This is a genomic window from Kitasatospora sp. NPDC029312, from assembly GCF_055569215.1.
Window position 1 is genome coordinate 21,933 of record NZ_JBVHXY010000064.1, and the last position, 16,151, is coordinate 38,083.

Annotated in this window: 14 protein-coding genes and 2 tRNA genes; 12 read left to right on the forward strand and 4 right to left on the reverse strand. The window is 72.3% G+C overall.

Features of this window, described 5'->3' with window-relative positions; genetic code table 11:
* The first annotated feature begins 17 nt into the window (after nucleotides 1-17).
* From ACZ4WV_RS33315 to ACZ4WV_RS33325, 3 genes are all read left to right on the forward strand, one after another.
* On the forward strand, nucleotides 18-1,658 hold the full coding sequence (locus ACZ4WV_RS33315; RefSeq protein ID WP_465752492.1) for a WXG100 family type VII secretion target: 1,641 nt from the start codon (nucleotides 18-20) through the stop codon (nucleotides 1,656-1,658).
* 133 nt (nucleotides 1,659-1,791) lie between these two features.
* Entirely contained in the window at nucleotides 1,792-3,150 is a 1,359-nt protein-coding gene (locus ACZ4WV_RS33320; protein WP_465752494.1) for a S8 family serine peptidase, read from the forward strand.
* A 143-nt stretch (nucleotides 3,151-3,293) separates the two neighbouring features.
* Nucleotides 3,294-4,628, forward strand: coding sequence for an MFS transporter (locus tag ACZ4WV_RS33325; protein ID WP_465752496.1), 1,335 nt, complete (start codon nucleotides 3,294-3,296; stop codon nucleotides 4,626-4,628).
* 36 nt (nucleotides 4,629-4,664) lie between these two features.
* Here the strand turns inward: ACZ4WV_RS33325 and ACZ4WV_RS33330 are convergent, their stop codons facing one another.
* Nucleotides 4,665-5,261 carry a flavodoxin family protein gene (locus tag ACZ4WV_RS33330; protein WP_465752498.1) on the reverse strand — a complete coding sequence of 199 codons (597 nt, stop codon included), beginning with the start codon at nucleotides 5,259-5,261 and terminating at the stop codon, nucleotides 4,665-4,667.
* Between the two features lie 167 nt (nucleotides 5,262-5,428).
* Between ACZ4WV_RS33330 and ACZ4WV_RS33335 the strand changes: the two genes are divergently transcribed.
* The 5 genes from ACZ4WV_RS33335 (at nucleotide 5,429) to ACZ4WV_RS33355 (ending at nucleotide 9,429) form a co-directional block, all read left to right on the forward strand.
* The gene (locus ACZ4WV_RS33335) at nucleotides 5,429-5,926 is read left to right on the forward strand and encodes a winged helix-turn-helix transcriptional regulator (protein ID WP_465752500.1); all 498 of its coding nucleotides are present in this window, start codon (nucleotides 5,429-5,431) and stop codon (nucleotides 5,924-5,926) included.
* Nucleotides 5,927-6,095: 169 nt separating this feature from the next.
* Nucleotides 6,096-6,168: transfer RNA gene (locus ACZ4WV_RS33340), tRNA-Thr, on the forward strand.
* 209 nt (nucleotides 6,169-6,377) lie between these two features.
* Nucleotides 6,378-7,046, forward strand: coding sequence for a LuxR C-terminal-related transcriptional regulator (locus tag ACZ4WV_RS33345; RefSeq protein ID WP_465752502.1), 669 nt, complete (start codon nucleotides 6,378-6,380; stop codon nucleotides 7,044-7,046).
* 186 nt (nucleotides 7,047-7,232) lie between these two features.
* Nucleotides 7,233-8,195, forward strand: a complete 963-nt coding sequence (gene galE, locus ACZ4WV_RS33350; protein ID WP_465752504.1) for a UDP-glucose 4-epimerase GalE — start codon at nucleotides 7,233-7,235, stop codon at nucleotides 8,193-8,195.
* A gap of 274 nt (nucleotides 8,196-8,469) precedes the next feature.
* Complete coding sequence (locus tag ACZ4WV_RS33355; protein ID WP_465752506.1) at nucleotides 8,470-9,429, forward strand: LuxR C-terminal-related transcriptional regulator; 960 nt, start codon at nucleotides 8,470-8,472, stop codon at nucleotides 9,427-9,429.
* Between the two features lie 66 nt (nucleotides 9,430-9,495).
* Here ACZ4WV_RS33355 and ACZ4WV_RS33360 read toward each other — a convergent pair whose 3' ends face one another.
* Nucleotides 9,496-9,993 (reverse strand): MarR family winged helix-turn-helix transcriptional regulator, encoded by a 498-nt coding sequence (locus ACZ4WV_RS33360; RefSeq protein ID WP_350739233.1) that lies wholly within the window; start codon nucleotides 9,991-9,993, stop codon nucleotides 9,496-9,498.
* Between the two features lie 111 nt (nucleotides 9,994-10,104).
* Between ACZ4WV_RS33360 and ACZ4WV_RS33365 the strand changes: the two genes are divergently transcribed.
* On the forward strand, nucleotides 10,105-10,899 hold the full coding sequence (locus ACZ4WV_RS33365; RefSeq protein WP_465752508.1) for a methyltransferase domain-containing protein: 795 nt from the start codon (nucleotides 10,105-10,107) through the stop codon (nucleotides 10,897-10,899).
* 97 nt (nucleotides 10,900-10,996) lie between these two features.
* Here the strand turns inward: ACZ4WV_RS33365 and ACZ4WV_RS33370 are convergent, their stop codons facing one another.
* Together ACZ4WV_RS33370 and ACZ4WV_RS33375 are read right to left on the reverse strand one after the other, a co-directional pair.
* On the reverse strand, nucleotides 10,997-11,599 hold the full coding sequence (locus ACZ4WV_RS33370; protein WP_350739313.1) for a TetR/AcrR family transcriptional regulator: 603 nt from the start codon (nucleotides 11,597-11,599) through the stop codon (nucleotides 10,997-10,999).
* Nucleotides 11,600-11,826: 227 nt separating this feature from the next.
* On the reverse strand, nucleotides 11,827-12,888 hold the full coding sequence (locus tag ACZ4WV_RS33375; RefSeq protein ID WP_465752510.1) for an acyl-CoA desaturase: 1,062 nt from the start codon (nucleotides 12,886-12,888) through the stop codon (nucleotides 11,827-11,829).
* Between the two features lie 248 nt (nucleotides 12,889-13,136).
* On the opposite strand from ACZ4WV_RS33375, the gene ACZ4WV_RS33380 reads away from it, so the two are divergent.
* From ACZ4WV_RS33380 to ACZ4WV_RS33390, 3 genes are all read left to right on the forward strand, one after another.
* Nucleotides 13,137-13,207 (forward strand) — tRNA-Gln (locus ACZ4WV_RS33380).
* A gap of 142 nt (nucleotides 13,208-13,349) precedes the next feature.
* A complete protein-coding gene (glmU, locus tag ACZ4WV_RS33385; protein ID WP_465752512.1) occupies nucleotides 13,350-14,804 on the forward strand; it encodes a bifunctional UDP-N-acetylglucosamine diphosphorylase/glucosamine-1-phosphate N-acetyltransferase GlmU in 1,455 nt (484 codons plus the stop codon).
* A 209-nt stretch (nucleotides 14,805-15,013) separates the two neighbouring features.
* Nucleotides 15,014-15,991: a ribose-phosphate diphosphokinase gene (locus ACZ4WV_RS33390; protein WP_465752514.1), complete on the forward strand. Its 978-nt coding sequence runs from the start codon at nucleotides 15,014-15,016 to the stop codon at nucleotides 15,989-15,991.
* Nucleotides 15,992-16,151 lie beyond the last annotated feature (160 nt).

Here is a 16,151-nt window from a genome sequence, read left to right on the forward strand (position 1 = left end):
GGAACGGGGTGTAGGTAGTGGCAGTCGAATCGAACTTTGAAGGCATGGACCATGCCGTGCTCAAGGGCATGGTCGAAGACACTAATCCTGCCTTGGTGCTGAGCCGCGGCACCAAGCTGCAAGCAGCCGGCCGAGTGCTGGCGGAACTGAGCGGGGCGCTCAAGGCGCACGTTTCCCAGGTCACCTGGGAAGGACAGGCTGCGGAGAACTTCAAGACCTGGGCCAACAACCTGCAGCAGTCCGCGGAGAAGCTGGGCACCTACTCCGCGGGCGCGGGCGACGCGATGCACCAGGCTGGTGAAGCACTCAGCACCGCCAAGGCCGCCGTGCCGCCGGTGCCTCCGGATGCCCTCAAGTGGGTGGCCGGGCGGAAGTCCCAGGGAGCGCCCGACCCTGCAGTAGTCACTCAGCTACAGTCGGTCGGTTGGAATCCGAACGGACCCTCCACTGCCGACATCGATGCAGCGATGAAGCGCAAACGCGGAGCCGACAACTGGGTTTCGGAGACCGAGGCGATGGCCGGGACGAAGGAGCTTTACGACGCGCACCAGGAAGCCATCCACCAGATGGAGAAACTGGGGGAGGCCTACGCTGCGGCGACCACGAAGCTGAACGGGCTCGGCGACGTTGCGTTGCCGGGCACGCCTGAGACGAATCGAGAGACGTCGTCAGACTACTCGGGAAGTAGTTCCGGCGGGGGCTATGGCGGTTCCGTCAGCAGCCCTCGCACCAGCGGTGGCAGCGCTGACGGGAGTCGCAGTTCGTCCGTGGGCGATTACGGCGGTGGCTCGGTGAAGCCCCGCGATCCGGGAACGGGCCGGCAGGAAACTCCGAATCCGGGTCACAGCGGCCCGACTCCGCCGCACGGTGGTGGACAACTCCCGCCGGCGCCGCAGGACCCGGGTTCGTCGGTTCCGCCGTCCCATCCGTCGGATCCGGTGAGCCGTCCTGGCACTGACCTCAACAGCCTGCCCACCCTGCCGACCCGGACCGGTCCCTCCGGCCCTGGCGGTAACCCCCTACAGCCAACCGGCCCGGTTGCCACTCCTGTCTATCCGGGTGGTCCCGGGGGCACCCCTGGTCTACCGGGTGGGGGGCCGATCCCAGGTTTCCCGGTCGGACCCGGCGGTGGTTCGATCCCGGCCAAGGGCACTGGTGGGGGCTCGATTCCCGCCCGCACGGTACCGTTCGGCGGCGGCACAGTGTCTGGCAAGTCCGGCAACCCGGGGCTGCCCAGCGGAACGGTCTTCGGGCGCGAGGCCGGGCCCGCCACCGGTGGCCGAGCCGGGTCGAACATGGGCGGAGGCATGGGCATGAACCCGGGTATGGGCGGCGGCCACGGTGTGATCGGTGGGGGCGGCAGTTCGCGTGGCCGGGGCCTGGCCTGTACCCCGGGTGGTGCGGTCGGCGGTCGCAAGGGCCCCGCCGCGGGCGGAGAGTTCACGCCGGGCGGCACGGGTCTGCGCAACCGGGCGGCCGCAGCGGAAGCCGCCGAGGGCGGAGCCCGTTCGGGACAGAACGGCATGATGGCCCCCGGAATGGCGGGCCACGGCGGTCGGAACGAACGCAACCGTCACAACCGAGCGGACTACCTTCACGAGGACGAGGAAACCTGGACCAGCGGTACGCCGGAGAGCAACCCGGACGTGATTGAGTAGTGCGGCAACGTCTGCCCGGCCAGTGGGCTCGCCCAGTGGCCGGGCAGACCTGTTCGGGGCACGTCTTCCCGGCCGGTGGAAAGATTGACGAGGAGTTGTGATGGGGCGGACGAATACGCGAGTGCGTTGGCGGATGTTCGCTGCGCTGCTCCTGGCGGCTGGAACCGTGGTCGGCCCGATCGCGGCGCCTGCGGTCGCCGATGGACCCATTCGCCCGGACCAGTGGCATTTGGATGCCATGCATGCTTCCGAGATGTGGAAGGTCTCGAGGGGTGACGGCATCACCGTTGCGGTGATCGACGGTGGGTTCAAGCTGGATCACCCCGACCTGGAGGGGCAATTTCTGCCAGGCAAGGACTTCAGCGGCGGGGCGGGCGGCGTGGGTGCCTACGGCGACGGACACGGGACCGAGATGGCCAGCCTCATTGCTGGGACCGGAAAATCAAACGGCGGTACAGGCGCCTACGGGCTTGCCCCTGGGGCCAAGATTCTTCCGCTGAAGATTAACAATGGGACCGTCGGACCCGTGGTTTCGACGGACTTCCTGGGGCAGATCGGCCAGGCCGTCACCTATGCCGTTGAGCATGGGGCAAAGGTCATCAATGTCTCGCAAGGAATTGCTGCGGCCACCACCTCGCCTGGCGACGTCGAGAGTCTGAACAAGACCCTGGCGTGGGCGCGCAGCAAGGGCTCGCTCGTTGTATCGAGTGTTGGGAATTCCGCTCAGTCGGGAAACCTTGCCGAGTATCCGGGCGCGCTGCCGAATGTCGTCGGCGTCGGGGCGGTCGATCGCGATGTTGTCGTGACTTCCGAGTCTCAACAGGGGCCACAGGTAACCCTCGTAGCGCCGGGTATGGACATGATCGAGGCGTGTACCGGCAGTACTGGTTACTGCAAGAGTCATGGCACCTCGGCTGCCGCCGCGCTGGTTTCTGCGTCGGCCGCGCTCGTCTGGTCCGTGCACAAGGACTGGACAGCGAATCAAATCCTGAGGGTTCTCATCAATACCGCCGGCAAGCCGCATGACGGTTCGGTGCGCAACGACCTGAGTGGTTACGGAGCTGTACGACCGCGCGTTGCTTTGACGGATCCTGGTGATCCTGGTCCGGCGGATGTGTCTCCGGTTCCCGCACTGGATCCTCTGCCTGTGTCCCCGTCTGCCAGTTCGTCGGCTCCCGCGTCGTCGGTGCCGAGCCCTGCCGAGACCCCGACCGAAGTGGCCGTCGGTGCACCGCCGGTGCAGCCGAAGGCGGGTGCGTCCTCCGGGTCGGGTGGCGGCACGCTGGTGATCGTGGCCGCTGTGGTGGGTGGGCTGGTGCTGGTGGCCGGGGCGGTCTTCGCCGTGGTGCGGCGGCGGGCGGCTGCGGTTCCGTCCGGGGGCGTTGTTCCGCCGGTGCCTGCGCGGCAGCCGACTGCCCCGCCGGCGGCTCCGCCGTCGTACCAGCCGCCGGTGCCGCCGGTGTCGCCGGAGGACAATCCGTACACGAGGTAGCCGGAACGGACGTCGGTGCCGCGAGGGGGCTGGGGTGCCCGGGGCGCACGCTCCCGGGCACCGGGGTGCGGGGGCAGTGGTGCGCCCGGGTCACTCGGGTGGGGGCTGGTGCCGGTGCCGGGGGGTTGGTGAGGGTTGGTGGTATGGATGCGGAAGATGCCTGGCGGGTAGGGCAGTTGCGGCGGGCGGCGGCTGCGGCGTTGATCGGGACGGCGATCGAGTTCTACGACTTCTTCTTGTACGGAACGGCGGCCGCCTTGGTGTTCGGCCCGGTGTTCTTTCCGGGGCTCGGCACGGTGGGGGCGCTGTTGGCGGCGTTCTCGGTGTATTCGGTGGCGTTCCTGGCCCGGCCGTTGGGGGCGGTGGTGTTCGGGCACTTCGGGGACCGGGTGGGGCGGAAGGCGACGCTGGTGGCGTCGCTGTTGTCGATGGGGTTGGCGACGGCGGCGGTGGGGTTGTTGCCGGGGTTCGCGGCGTGGGGGTGGTGGTCGCCGGTGCTGCTGGTGGTGTTGCGGGTGTGCCAGGGCGTCGGGTTGGGCGGGGAGTGGGGTGGGGCGGCGCTGCTGATCGCGGAGAACGCGCCGGCGGAGCGGCGGGGGCGGTACGGGGGGTTTCTGCAGCTGGGGCCGACGGGCGGGTTCGTGCTGGCGAACGGGGTGTTCCTGGCGCTGCAACTCGGCCTGGACGGGCGGGCGTTCCGGGAGTGGGGCTGGCGGGTGCCGTTCGTGGCGTCGCTGGTGCTGGTGGCGGTGGGGCTGTTCGTGCGGCTGCGGTTGGAGGAGTCGCCGTTGTTCCGGGCGGCCGGGCGCGGGGAGCGGCCGCCGGTGGTGGAGGTGGTGCGCGAGCATTGGCGGCCGGTGTTGGCGGGCGGTGGGGCGATCACCGTGGGGTACGCGCTGTTCTACCTGACCACCACGTACGCGCTGGCGTACGCGACGTCCGGTCTCGGGGTGGCGAGCACGCTGGTGCTGTCGATGCTGCTGGTCGGCGCGGCGGGGATGGCGGTGATGGTGTGGCTGAGCGCCTCGCGCAGTGACCGGTGGGGGCGGCGGCGGACGTTGAAGTGGGCGACGGCGCTGGCTGTGGGCTGGTCGCTGGTGCTGTTCCCGCTGCTGGAGACGACGAGGCGGCCGCTGATGTTCGTCGGGCTGGCGGGGGCGATGGTGGTGCTGGGCTGCGTGTTCGGGCCGCTGGCGGCGTTCCTGCCGGAGCTGTTCCCGACCCGGGTGCGCTACACGGGGGCCGCGCTGACGTACAACCTGGGCGGGGTGGTCGGCGGTGCGACGACACCGCTGGTGGCGACCAGGCTGACGGCGGTGTACGGGACGGCGCAGCCGGTGGGCTGGTACGTGGCGGGGCTGGGCGTGCTGGCTCTGGGGTGTCTGCGGTTGCTGCCGGAGACGACGGGCGCCGAGTTGGCGGCGGTGGACGGCGGACGCCGCCGGGCGCCCGTCCTGGGGGCGGACCCGGCGGCGTAGGCGCACCCGGGCGGGCGGCCGGTTCAGGCGGCTGGTTCAGCCGGCCAGGGCGGCGCGGCCGGCGAGCACGACGGCGGTGTGCCGGGCGACGCGCTCGCCGAGGTGCTCGGCGGTCGCGATGTCGGCCTTGTGGACGGCCTCGGCGCCGGCGTCGGCCGGCGTGGAGGCGGCGGCGCCGTTGAAGAAGCCGAGGCGGTTGAGGTCGTCCTCGCTGGCGGTGGTGGCGTTCCAGCCGGGCTTGAGGCCGAGGTTGACCCAGTTCATGCCGTGCTGGGCGGCGAGGGTCTGGAAGTAGCCGAGGGTGGCGGCCTTGTCGCCGCTCTTGGAGGCGGAGTTGGTGAAGCCGGCCGCGACCTTGTCCTTCCAGGCGTCGGCGAACCAGCGCTTGCTGCTGGCCTCGGCGAAGACGTGGAAGGCGCCGGAGGCGGTGCCCATGTAGGTGGGGGAGCCGAAGACGATCGCGTCGGCGGCGTCGAGCTGGGCCCACTGCTCGTCGGTGATGGTGTCGACGGCGATGGAGAGGACCTCGGCACCCGCGGCGACGGCGCCGCGCGCGACGGCCTCGGCGATCACGGTGGTGTGGCCGTAGCCGGAGTGGTAGGCGATCGCGACGGTGGGGCGGATGGCGGTCATGCGGGCGCTCCTGTACGGGACGGCGGTGGGCCGGGTGGAAGTGGAGGGGACGAGCCGCGGTAGGGCGGACCTGCGAGCGTTGGGCCCGTCGAACGGTCTCCAATATAGACCAGGTCTCCCTCGGTTACCAAGAGTGGATTGGAGACCAAAGGACTACGCTGGTCGGTATGACGACCGAGGAGACGGCCCGCACCCCCGCCGGGCGGCACCAGGAGCCGGCGCGGCGGCCGGGCTGCGGACCGGCCGGGGAGCGCCGGGAGCGGGATCAGGAGGAGGGGTGTGAGCAGGGCCAGGAGCAGGAGCTCAACGTCTTCGCCCAGCTCTGCCCGAGCCGGGAGATGTTCGCCGAGCTGGCCGACAAGTGGTCGCTGCTGATCCTGATGAGCCTCTCGGCCTGCGGGCCGCAGCGCTTCTCCGAACTGCAGCGCGGGGTCGGCGGAGTCAGCCGCAAGATGCTCACCCAGTCGTTGCGCACCCTGGAGCGGGACGGCCTGGTGCTGCGCACGGTCTTCCCCGAGACACCGCCCCGGGTGGTCTACGACCTGCTGCCGCTCGGCCGGGAGCTGGCCGAGCTGGTGTCCCCGCTCGGCCGCTGGACGGAGCGGCGTGCCCGGCAGATGCTGGAGGCCCGCGAGGAGTTCGACGCGGTGCACGCCGAAGGCTGAGCGGCCGGAGGCGGGCCCGGACGGCGGGCGGGAGCCCGGCGGGGCCGGGCAGGAGCCGGCCGGAGCCAGGCCGGAGCCGGGCCGGAGCCAGGCCGGAGCCGATTTCCCTTCCGGGCCGACGGCCGTGTAATGTCTTCCTTGTTCGACCGGCCCGGCGAAAGCCCGGCAAGCCCCTATAGCTCAGTCGGTAGAGCGTCTCCATGGTAAGGAGAAGGTCTGCGGTTCGATTCCGCATGGGGGCTCAACTGAAAGACCCTCGCCTCTCGGCGGGGGTCTTCTGCTTTTGCCCGGCACCCCGTCCGTCCGGCACCCGCCCGTCCGGCATCCACCCGATGGGCGGCCGACACGCGGTGGCCTAGCGGGTCGGGTACGGAATGCGCTGTGATGGGGCGTCATCGGCCGCCCACTCGACGGGTGCGGGCGCGAGCCGGACCCCGACCGGGAGGGCGTCATGGGCGTTCGACTCGTGGTGGTCGACGACCACCGTCTGCTGGCCGAGGCGCTGGCCACCGCACTCCAACTGCGTGGCCACCGGGTGCTCGCGGTCGGTTCCCCGGCGGGCGTCGCCGCCGATCTGGTGGTCGGGCGGCGGCCGGAGGTGTGCCTGCTGGGCGTGGCCGCGCCGGGGGAGCCGGGCGCCTTCGAGGGCTTGCGCCGGATCCGCCGGGAGCGCCCCGAGGTGGCCGTGATCGTGCTCGGACCGGTCGGTGAACTGCGCGGGGTGGCCGGGGCGTTCGCGGCGGGGGCGGCCGGGTACGTGCCCAGCGACGAGCGGATCGAAGTGGTCGAGCGGGCGATCGGCCGGGCTCGCGCCGGTGAGGCCGCGGTGGCCGTGGACGTCCTGCGCGGGGCCTTCGACCAACTGCTGCGCCCGGTGGCCGAACCGGACGACGAGGCGGTCCGGCTGCTGCGGCTGCTGACCCGCCGTGAGGTGCAGGTGCTGGCCCGGATCGCGGACGGCGAGGACACCGCGGCTATCGCCACCGGCATGCGGATCGCCGCGAGCACCGCCCGTACCCACGTCCAGCGGGTGCTGATGAAGCTGGGTGCCCGTACCCGGCTGGAGGCGGCCGCGGTGGCGGCCCGCACCGGGCTGCTGGAGCGGATGACCGGCGGTTGAGCGCGGGGGCTGCCGGCGGCTGTCGGCGGCTGCCGTGGAGGGCCGCTGAGGGTTGGGTGAGAAAGCCCGGGAGCGACCGCCCCGTGGTCGGGAGCACCCCGCCGAGCAGGGACAATTGACCGCAGTCGTACGCATCCACCGATGGCCCGCCGACCGGGCGGACCATCGCCCGCTGGAGGTCTCATCATGAGTAAGTACCTGGTCACGGGTGGCGCCGGCTACGTCGGCAGTGTGGTGGCCGCCCACCTGCTGGAGGCGGGGCACCAGGTGACCGTCCTGGACGACCTCTCGACCGGGTTCCGGGAGGGCGTCCCGACCGGCGCCGAGTTCGTCGAGGGGCGGATCCAGGAGGCCGGCAAGGTGCTGGACGGCTCCTTCGACGGGGTGCTGCACTTCGCCGCCTCCTCGCAGGTCGGCGAGTCCGTCGCGGACCCGGAGAAGTACTGGCGCAACAACGTGGCCGGTTCGCTGGAGCTGATCAGCGCGATGCGCGCGGCGGGCGTGCGCAAGCTGGTGTTCTCCTCCACCGCCGCCACCTACGGCGAGCCGGAGGCGGTGCCGATCGCCGAGACCGCCCGTACCGCGCCGACCAACACCTACGGTGCCACCAAGCTCGCGGTGGACCACCTGATCACCAGCGAGGCCGTCGCCCACGGCCTGGCCGCCGTGTCGCTGCGCTACTTCAACGTGGCCGGCGCGTACGGCGCCTACGGTGAGCGCCACGACCCCGAGTCGCACCTGATCCCGCTGGTCTTCCAGGCTGCCCTCGGGCAGCGCCCGCACATCGCAGTGTACGGCGACGACTACCCCACCCCGGACGGCACCTGCATCCGCGACTACATCCACGTGGCGGACCTGGCCGAGGCCCACCTGCTGGCACTGGACGCGGCCAAGCCGGGCGAGCACCTGATCTGCAACCTGGGCAACGGCAGCGGCTTCTCGGTGCGCGAGGTGATCGAGTCGGTCAAGCGGGTCACCGGCCGGGAGATCCCGGTGCAGGTGGCCGGTCGCCGCGCCGGCGACCCGGCCGTGCTGGTGGCCTCCGCCGAGCGCGCCCGCCAGGCGCTGGGCTGGACGCCGCGCCGCCCCAACCTGGACGACATCGTGGCCGACGCCTGGAAGTTCACCCTGGAGAAGAACGCCGGCTGACGCGGGCGACTCACGACGGCCCCGGGTGCGGAAGCGCCCGGGGCCGTCCGGCTCGCACGAACCGGTTCACGCCCGCACCTCCTGACGAACTTCACCAAACCACGACGGGGGAGTTTCCCGGCCCGTACGCTGAGTCCGGTACCGGTGGGGGCCGGCGCCCATTCGGCCCGGCCGACCGACCGGTGGGCAGGCGGAGCGACGGGTTCGGAGCACGCGCCGGACCGGTCCCCGCTCCCGGGCTCGGGCGCTCTGAGCAGGGCAGGGGGTAGTGACGATGGGGCGGATCCGGGTCCTGGTGGTCGACGACCACCGGATCTTCGCCGAGGCGCTGGCCGCGTCCCTCGCCGCCGAGCCGGACGTGGAGGTCGGCGCGGCCGGCAGCGCGGCCGCCGCCGAACGGGCGCTGGAGCGGGCCGCCGCCGAGGGCCGGGCGTACGACGTGGCGCTGATCGACGCGGATCTGGGAGCCGAGGCCGCGGGCTCGCGGGCCCGCAGTGGCACCGACCGGGTCGAGGAGGACCGCCGCCGCCCGGTGCCGGCCGCGGTGTCACCCCGTCGGTCCGCCGCCCCGACGGTCGTGGGCCGCCCGCCGGACCAGCCGGGCCCGGAGCAGCTGCGGGTCGACACCGTACGCGGCGATCACCTGCGCGGGGACCCACTGCGCGGAGACCAACCGCGCGGGGACCAACCGCGCGCCGACCAGCTGAGAGCCGTCGCCCCGCCCCCCGACGGCATCGCCCTGCTCGGCCGGCTGCGCCGCGCCCACCCCGGGCTGCGCTTCGTCGTCCTGGCCGCCGCCGACGACCCGCACCGGGCGGCCCGGGCGCTGCACGCGGGCGCCACCGGCTGGGTGGCGAAGGAGAGTTCGCTGGCCCGGCTGCTGGCGGTGGTCCGGGGGGTGCTGCGGGACGAGACCCATGTGCCGCCCGCGCTGCTCACCGGGGTGATCCGCGAGCTGACCACCGCCCGGCGGGACCGCACCGAGAGCGAGCGACTGGTCGACACCCTCACGCCGCGGGAGAAGCAGATCCTGCGCTGCATGGTCGCGGGCCTGGGCCGGCAGGCCGTCGCCGAGCGGCTCTACCTGTCGCCGCACACCGTCCGCACCCACATGCAGAACGTGCTCGGAAAGCTCGGGGTGCACTCCACGCTGGCCGCTGTCGCGGTCGCCCGCCGGGCCGGGGTCAGCCCGGCCGAACCGGCCCCACCGCCGTCCGTCGCCTCCACCAGCTGAGGCCCGGGGGCCGAGGCCCAGCGGAGCAGCGGCGCGTGGAGCGGTGCAGGAGCGGCCGGGCGGGGCTCAGCCCGGGATGTTGTCGAACGGTGCGACCAGCAGCCGCAGCAGCGCGGCGAGTTCGCCCTGCTGGTCGGAGCTGAGCTGGGCCAGGAGTTCGCGTTCGTGTGCGAGCAGTCCGGCCAGCGCCTGGTCGGCGCGGTCCCGGCCGTCGTCGGTCAGCCGGACGAGCACGCCGCGCCGGTCGTCCGGGTCGGGCAGGCGCTTGACCAGGCCCTTGCCGGTGAGGCGGTCGATCCGGTTGGTCATGGTGCCGGAGGTGACCAGGGTTTGGGTGAGCAGCTGGCCGGGGGAGAGCTGGTACGGGGAGCCGGCGCGCCGCAGGGCGGTGAGGACGTCGAACTCCCAGGGCTCCAGGCCGTGCTCGGCGAAGGCGGTGCGGCGGGCGCGGTCCAGGTGCCGGGCGAGGCGGCTGACGCGGCTGAGCACCTCGAGCGGTTCCACGTCGAGGTCGGGGCGCTCTCGGCGCCACGCTGCGACCAGCCTGTCGACCTCGTCCTCCATGACGATCAGTGTATCGGTGGATGTGTCGATGTGAAGTCTCTTGACATCGAGAAAAGTGCCGATGAGGCTGCCGGAAGATGTCTTGACGTCGAGATACCCGCGAGGTGAACCATGCCCACCCCCGACTGGGACCCAGCGCAGTACCTGCGCTTCGCCGACGAACGCACCCGCCCGCTGCGCGAGCTGATCGCCCGTGTCCCCGCCCTACCGGACCGTCCCGACACCGTCGTCCTGGACATCGGCTGCGGCCCCGGCAACTCCACCGCCGTCCTCCGGGAATGCTGGCCGCGGGCCCGGATCACCGGCATCGACAACTCCGCCGCGATGCTCGCCACCGCCCGCAGCGAGGGCGAACCCACCGCCGACTACCTGCTCGCCGACGCCCGCGCGTACGACCCGGCCCCGGCCCGGCCCGACCTCATCGTCTCCAACGCCACCCTGCAGTGGATCGACGGCCACCTCGACCTGATCCCGCGCTGGGCCGCCGCGGTGCGGCCGGGCGGAGCGGTGGCCTTCCAGGTCCCCGGGAACTTCGACGCCCCCAGCCACACCCTGCTCGCCGACCTGCGCCGCAGCCCGCGCTGGCGCGACCTCCTCGGCACTGACGCCGTACGCGCCGGCGTCCACCCGCCCGAGCGCTACCTCGACGCCCTGGCCGACGCCGGCTGCCTCCCCGACGTCTGGGAGACCACCTACCGCACCCTGCTCCCCGGGCCCGACCCGGTGCTGGAGTGGGTCAAGGGCAGCGCGCTGCGGCCGGTCCTCACCGAACTCGCCGATCCGGCCGACCGGGCGGACTTCCTCGCCGAGTACGGGCGGCTGCTGCGCGAGGCCTACCCGGCCGGACCGCACGGGACGGTGTTCCCGTTCCGGCGGATCTTCGCGGTGGGGGTGAAGCGACAGTGAGGCGGCAGTGAGGCGGCAGTGACGCCAAGCGAGGCGGCGGGGAGGGCCGAGGCGGCGGGGACGAGCTGACGCGGTGGGGACGGGCAGTGGCGGCCGGTCAGGCCGTGCGGTCGCCGACCAGCCTGGGGTGCCGCTCCAGCCCCTCCAGCCCGTGCCAGGCCAGGTTCACCAGGTGCGCCGCCACCGTCGCCTTGTCCGGCTTGCGGACCTCCAGCCACCACTGGCCGGTCAGCGCGACCATCCCGACCAGCATCTGCGAGTACATCGGGGCCAGTCGGGCGTCGAAGCCGCGGGACTTGAACTCCAGGCCGAGGATGTCCTCGACCTGGGTCGCGATGTCACTGATCAGCGAGGCGAAGGTGCCCGTCGACTGGGCCACCGGCGAGTCCCGGACCAGGATCCGGAAGCCGTCCGTCGAGGTGTCGATGTAGTCCATCAGCGCGAACGCGGCCTGCTCCAGCAGCTCGCGCGAGTGACCGCCGGTGAGCGCCCCCGTCACCATGTCCAGCAGCAGCTGCATCTCGCGGTCCACCACCACCGCGTACAGGCCCTCCTTGCCGCCGAAGTGCTCGTAGACGACGGGCTTGGAGACCCCGGCGCGCTCGGCGATCTCCTCCACCGAGGTGCCGTCGTAGCCGCGCTCCGCGAAGACCGTCCGGCCGATCTCGAGCAGCTGCTCGCGGCGCTGCTTGCCGGTCATCCGGACCCGGCCGCCCCGGCGCCGGGGGGCTGAGCCGGCCACGCCCCCGTCGGTACCCCCGTCGGCGACCCGTTCCGGGCCCGCTTCGGCGCGCCCGCCCACCGGTGCAGCGGCCCGCGGACGGGCCGGCGCCGTTCCGGGCGCCGCGTCCGTCCGCGTGCTGTGGTGACCGCCTGTGCTGTCTTCGCTGCTCCCGTTCACCCCTACATCATGCTGGAAGCGCCCCCTCATGCGGCGCGGCGGGCGGCGATCCGCTGTGCGTCAGGCCAGCGGACGTCCCGGACCCAGCCGGCCAGCTCGAACCAGCGGATCAGCCGGGCCGAGGAGTCGATCTGTCCGCGGAGCACACCGTGCCGGGCAGCGGTCGGGTCCGCGTGGTGCAGGTTGTGCCAGGACTCGCCGCAGGACAGCACCGCGAGCCACCAGACGTTGCCGGAGCGGTCCCGGGAGCGGAACGGGCGCCGGCCGACGGCGTGGCAGATGGAGTTGATCGACCAGGTGACGTGGTGCAGCAGCGCCACCCGGACCAGCGATCCCCAGAAGAAGGCGGACAGCGCGCCCTCCCAGGACAGGCTCACCAGGCCGCCGACCAGCGGGGGCAGCAGCAGCGAGATCATGGTCCAGAGCCAGAACAGCCGGGAGATCCGCCGCAGGGCCGGGTCGCGGACCAGGTCGGGGGCGTACTTGAGCTGAGGGGTCTGCTCCTCGTCGAACATCCAGCCCATGTGCGCCCACCAGAGGCCCTTGATCAGCGCCGGGACGCTCTCCCCGTAGCGCCAGGGCGAGTGGGGGTCGCCGTCCTTGTCGCTGAACCGGTGGTGCTTGCGGTGGTCGGCCACCCACCGCACCAGGGGGCCCTCGACGGCCAGGCTGCCGACGACCGCCAGCGCCAGGCGCATCGGGCGGCCGGCCTTGAAGGCGCCGTGGGTGAAGTAGCGGTGGTATCCGACGGTGATGCCGTGACAGGTCAGGAAGTACATGGCGACGGTGACCGCCACGTCCGTCCAGCCCAGCCCCCACCCCCAGGCCACCGGGACGGCGGCGAGCAGCGCGGCGAACGGGACGAGGATGAACAGCCCGAGCGCGACGCGCTCGGCGAAGCCCTGCTTCTCCCCGCCCCTGGTGGCGGACAGTCGGGTCGCGGCGTCGGCCGAGGGATCGGCCGGGCCGGCGGAAGGGTCGGTCGAGGGGTCCCTGGACGGGTCGACGGGCTCATCGACGGAGGGACCGGGGGAGGGATCGGGAAGCGCGGCGCGATCCGCGTGGGCCTGGTCTGCCTGGGTGGTCATGGGGGCGTCCCTTCGCGGTGTCCCGGAACGGGACAGCGGACCTACGTTTGCGTAACCTACGGCATCGTAGGTTGCGCCTCCTGTCCAGGGGAACACGCCGCCACGCGGCACTCGAGTGAATTCAGCCGACTGGATGGATGAACCGGAGGGTGGGGGTGTTCGACCCCGCTCGGGCGGATTCCGGGCCTGCGGATCGCGTCGGTCGATACCCACGGGAGGGTCGTCTCGGGTAGGGTCTGACACGACTGTCCGCCGTGGTGTAATGGCAGCACAGGGCCCTTTGGAGGCCTTTGTCTGGGTTCGAATCCTAGCGGCGGAGCCTCTTCACGCCTCGGGTTCGGGCGTTTCCCCCCTCGCCGGTATTGTCGGTGCTGCTCGGCGGACTGTGCGAATGGCGACCGGCCTGGGTCCGGGCCGGGCTGCTCTGCCCTCTCTGTGAACCTAATGAGGAGCCTCCCCGCATGGGTGCCAATTCGCTTGCCGCCGTTGTCGTGCTCGCCGCCGGTGGCGGGACCCGGATGAAGTCGAACAAGCTGCCCAAGGTGCTGCACGAGGTGTGCGGGCGCTCGCTGGTGGGTCACGCCGTGGCGGCGGCCGGGGAACTGACGCCGGAGCAGCTGGTCGTGGTGGTCGGTCACCAGCGCGAGCAGGTCGAGGAGCACCTGGCGGCGCACTATCCGGCGGTGCGGCCGGTGGTGCAGGAGGAGCAGAACGGGACCGGGCACGCCGTGCGCACGGCGCTGGAGGCGCTGGCCGCCGACGGGGTGGTGCTGGACGGCACCGTGATCGTCACCGCCGGGGACTCGCCGCTGCTGAGCGGCCGGACCCTGCTCCGGCTGGCGGACGCCCACGCCGCGCAGCAGAACGGGGTCACCGTGCTGACCGCCGTCGTCCCCGAGCCCTTCGGCTACGGCCGCATCCTGCGGGACGAGGACGGCACCGTCGCCGCGATCGTCGAGGAGCGGGACGCCAGCGACACCCAGCGCGCGATCACCGAGATCAACTCGGGCGTCTTCGCCTTCGACGCCAAGCTGCTGGCCGAGGCGCTGGCCGAACTCACCACGGACAACTCGCAGGGCGAGGAGTACCTGACCGACACCCTGGCGATCCTGCGCGAGGCCGGTCACCGGGTGGGCGCCGTGGTCGCCGAGGACCACCGGGACATCCTGGGCATCAACGACCGGGTCCAGCTGGCGCAGGCCCGCCGGCTGCTGAACGACCGCCTGCTGGAGCGGGCGATGCGGGCGGGCGTCACCGTGGTGGACCCGGCGACCACCTGGGTCGACGTGCAGGTCTCGTACGAGCCGGACGCCGTCGTGCTGCCGAACACCCAGCTGCAGGGCGCCACCCACCTCGGCGAGGGCTGCGAGGTGGGCCCGAACTCGACGCTGAAGGACACCCTGGTCGGCGCCGGCGCCCGTGTGAGCAACACCACGGCCGACCGCGCCGAGGTCGGCGAGCTGGCCACCGCCGGCCCGTACGCCTACCTGCGGCCGGGGGCGAAGCTGGCCCGCAAGGCGAAGGTCGGCACCTACGTCGAGGTGAAGAACTCCGAGCTGGGCGAGGGCGCCAAGGTGCCGCACCTCTCCTACATCGGCGACGCCGTGATCGGCGAGGGCAGCAACGTCGGCGCGGCCTCGGTCACCGTGAACTACGACGGGGTGAACAAGCACCGCACGGTCATCGGCGCGCACTGCCGCACCGGTTCGGACAACATGTTCATCGCCCCGGTCACCATCGGCGACGGTGCCTACACCGCGGCCGGCTCGGTGATCACCGGCGACGTCCCGGCGGGCGCGCTGGGCGTGGGCCGGGCGCAGCAGCGCAACATCGACGGCTGGGTCGAGCGCAAGCGCCCTGGGACCACGTCCGCCCAGGCCGCGAAGGCCGCCAAGGACGGCGCCGGCGAGGCCTGACGGGCCGGCGGTGCGCCCGCGGGCGGTCCCGGGGCGGTCCCGGGGCGGACGCTTTCCGCACGGGCGCGTAACCTGGGGGTCATACGTGCGCCACTGGGCTTACCGCCCGTGTCCAGGCGTACCGACAAACCCCCTGACCCCCGCGGGTGCGGCTGCGCCTGCCCGCCGCGGGAGGGGATTCAGCGTCCGCAACGCGAGGAGACGGTGCAGTGAGCGGGATCACGACGTCGGGTGAGAAGAAACTGAAACTCTTCTCCGGCCGTGCCCACCCGGAGCTGGCGAAGGAGGTGGCCGAGGCGCTGGGGACCGAGCTGGTTCCGACCAAGGCCCTGGACTTCGCCAACGGCGAGATCTACGTCCGTTTCCTGGAGTCGGCGCGCGGCGCGGACTGCTTCGTGATGCAGAGCCACACGGCTCCCATCAACCAGTGGATCATGGAGCAGCTGATCATGATCGATGCTCTGAAGCGGGCCTCCGCCAAGAGCATCACCGCGATCCTGCCGTTCTACGGGTACGCCCGCCAGGACAAGAAGCACCTGGGCCGCGAGCCGATCTCGGCCCGCCTGATCGCCGACCTGCTCCGCCAGGCCGGCGCCGACCGTCTGATGGCCGTGGACCTGCACACCGCGCAGATCCAGGGCTTCTTCGAGGGCCCGGTGGACCACCTCTTCGCGCTGCCGCTGCTCGCCGACTACATCGGCGGGAAGGTGGACCGCTCCAAGCTGACCGTCGTCTCGCCGGACGCCGGGCGGGTGAAGGTCGCCGACCAGTGGTGCGACCGGCTGAACGCGCCGCTGGCGATCATCCACAAGCGCCGCGACATGACCCAGGCCAACACCATCCTCTCGGCTGAGGTCGTCGGTGACGTCAACGGCCGCGTCTGCGTGCTGGTTGACGACATGATCGACACCGCCGGCACCATCTGCGCCGCCGCCGACGCGCTGTTCGAGAACGGCGCCGCCGACGTCCTGGTCGCCGCCACGCACGGCGTGCTCTCCGGCCCGGCCGCGGACCGGCTGAAGAACTCCCGGGTGAGCGAGTTCGTGTTCACCAACACGCTGCCCACCCCGGCGCAGCTCCAGCTGGACAAGATCACCACGCTGTCCATCGCCCCCTCCATCGCGGCCGCGATCCGCGAGGTGTTCGAGGAGGGGTCGGTCACGAGCCTCTTCGAGGGCGTGCACTGACGAAGGCCCCGTGGGGGGGGGGGGGGGGGGTTGGGGGGGGGGGGGGGGGGGGGGGTTGGGGGGGGGGGGGGGGGAGGGGGGGGGGGGGGGAGGGGTGGGGGGGGGGGGGGGGGGGGGTGGGGGGGGGGGAGGGGGGTGGGGAGTGGAGAGGGGAGGTCGG

What these genes read in the sequence shown, in the direction of transcription:
- ACZ4WV_RS33345 (WP_465752502.1), top strand. Translation starts at nt 6,378, where the DNA reads ATGGGCGTTCGACTCGTGGTGGTCGACGACCACCGTCTGCTGGCCGAG.
- ACZ4WV_RS33355 (WP_465752506.1), top strand. Translation starts at nt 8,470, where the DNA reads ATGGGGCGGATCCGGGTCCTGGTGGTCGACGACCACCGGATCTTCGCC.
- ACZ4WV_RS33360 (WP_350739233.1), bottom strand. Translation starts at nt 9,993, where the DNA reads ATGGAGGACGAGGTCGACAGGCTGGTCGCAGCGTGGCGCCGAGAGCGC.
- ACZ4WV_RS33370 (WP_350739313.1), bottom strand. Translation starts at nt 11,599, where the DNA reads ATGACCGGCAAGCAGCGCCGCGAGCAGCTGCTCGAGATCGGCCGGACG.
- ACZ4WV_RS33330 (WP_465752498.1), bottom strand. Translation starts at nt 5,261, where the DNA reads ATGACCGCCATCCGCCCCACCGTCGCGATCGCCTACCACTCCGGCTAC.
- ACZ4WV_RS33375 (WP_465752510.1), bottom strand. Translation starts at nt 12,888, where the DNA reads ATGACCACCCAGGCAGACCAGGCCCACGCGGATCGCGCCGCGCTTCCC.
- ACZ4WV_RS33365 (WP_465752508.1), top strand. Translation starts at nt 10,105, where the DNA reads ATGCCCACCCCCGACTGGGACCCAGCGCAGTACCTGCGCTTCGCCGAC.
- ACZ4WV_RS33320 (WP_465752494.1), top strand. Translation starts at nt 1,792, where the DNA reads ATGTTCGCTGCGCTGCTCCTGGCGGCTGGAACCGTGGTCGGCCCGATC.
- glmU (WP_465752512.1), top strand. Translation starts at nt 13,350, where the DNA reads ATGGGTGCCAATTCGCTTGCCGCCGTTGTCGTGCTCGCCGCCGGTGGC.
- galE (WP_465752504.1), top strand. Translation starts at nt 7,233, where the DNA reads ATGAGTAAGTACCTGGTCACGGGTGGCGCCGGCTACGTCGGCAGTGTG.
- ACZ4WV_RS33335 (WP_465752500.1), top strand. Translation starts at nt 5,429, where the DNA reads ATGACGACCGAGGAGACGGCCCGCACCCCCGCCGGGCGGCACCAGGAG.
- ACZ4WV_RS33325 (WP_465752496.1), top strand. Translation starts at nt 3,294, where the DNA reads ATGGATGCGGAAGATGCCTGGCGGGTAGGGCAGTTGCGGCGGGCGGCG.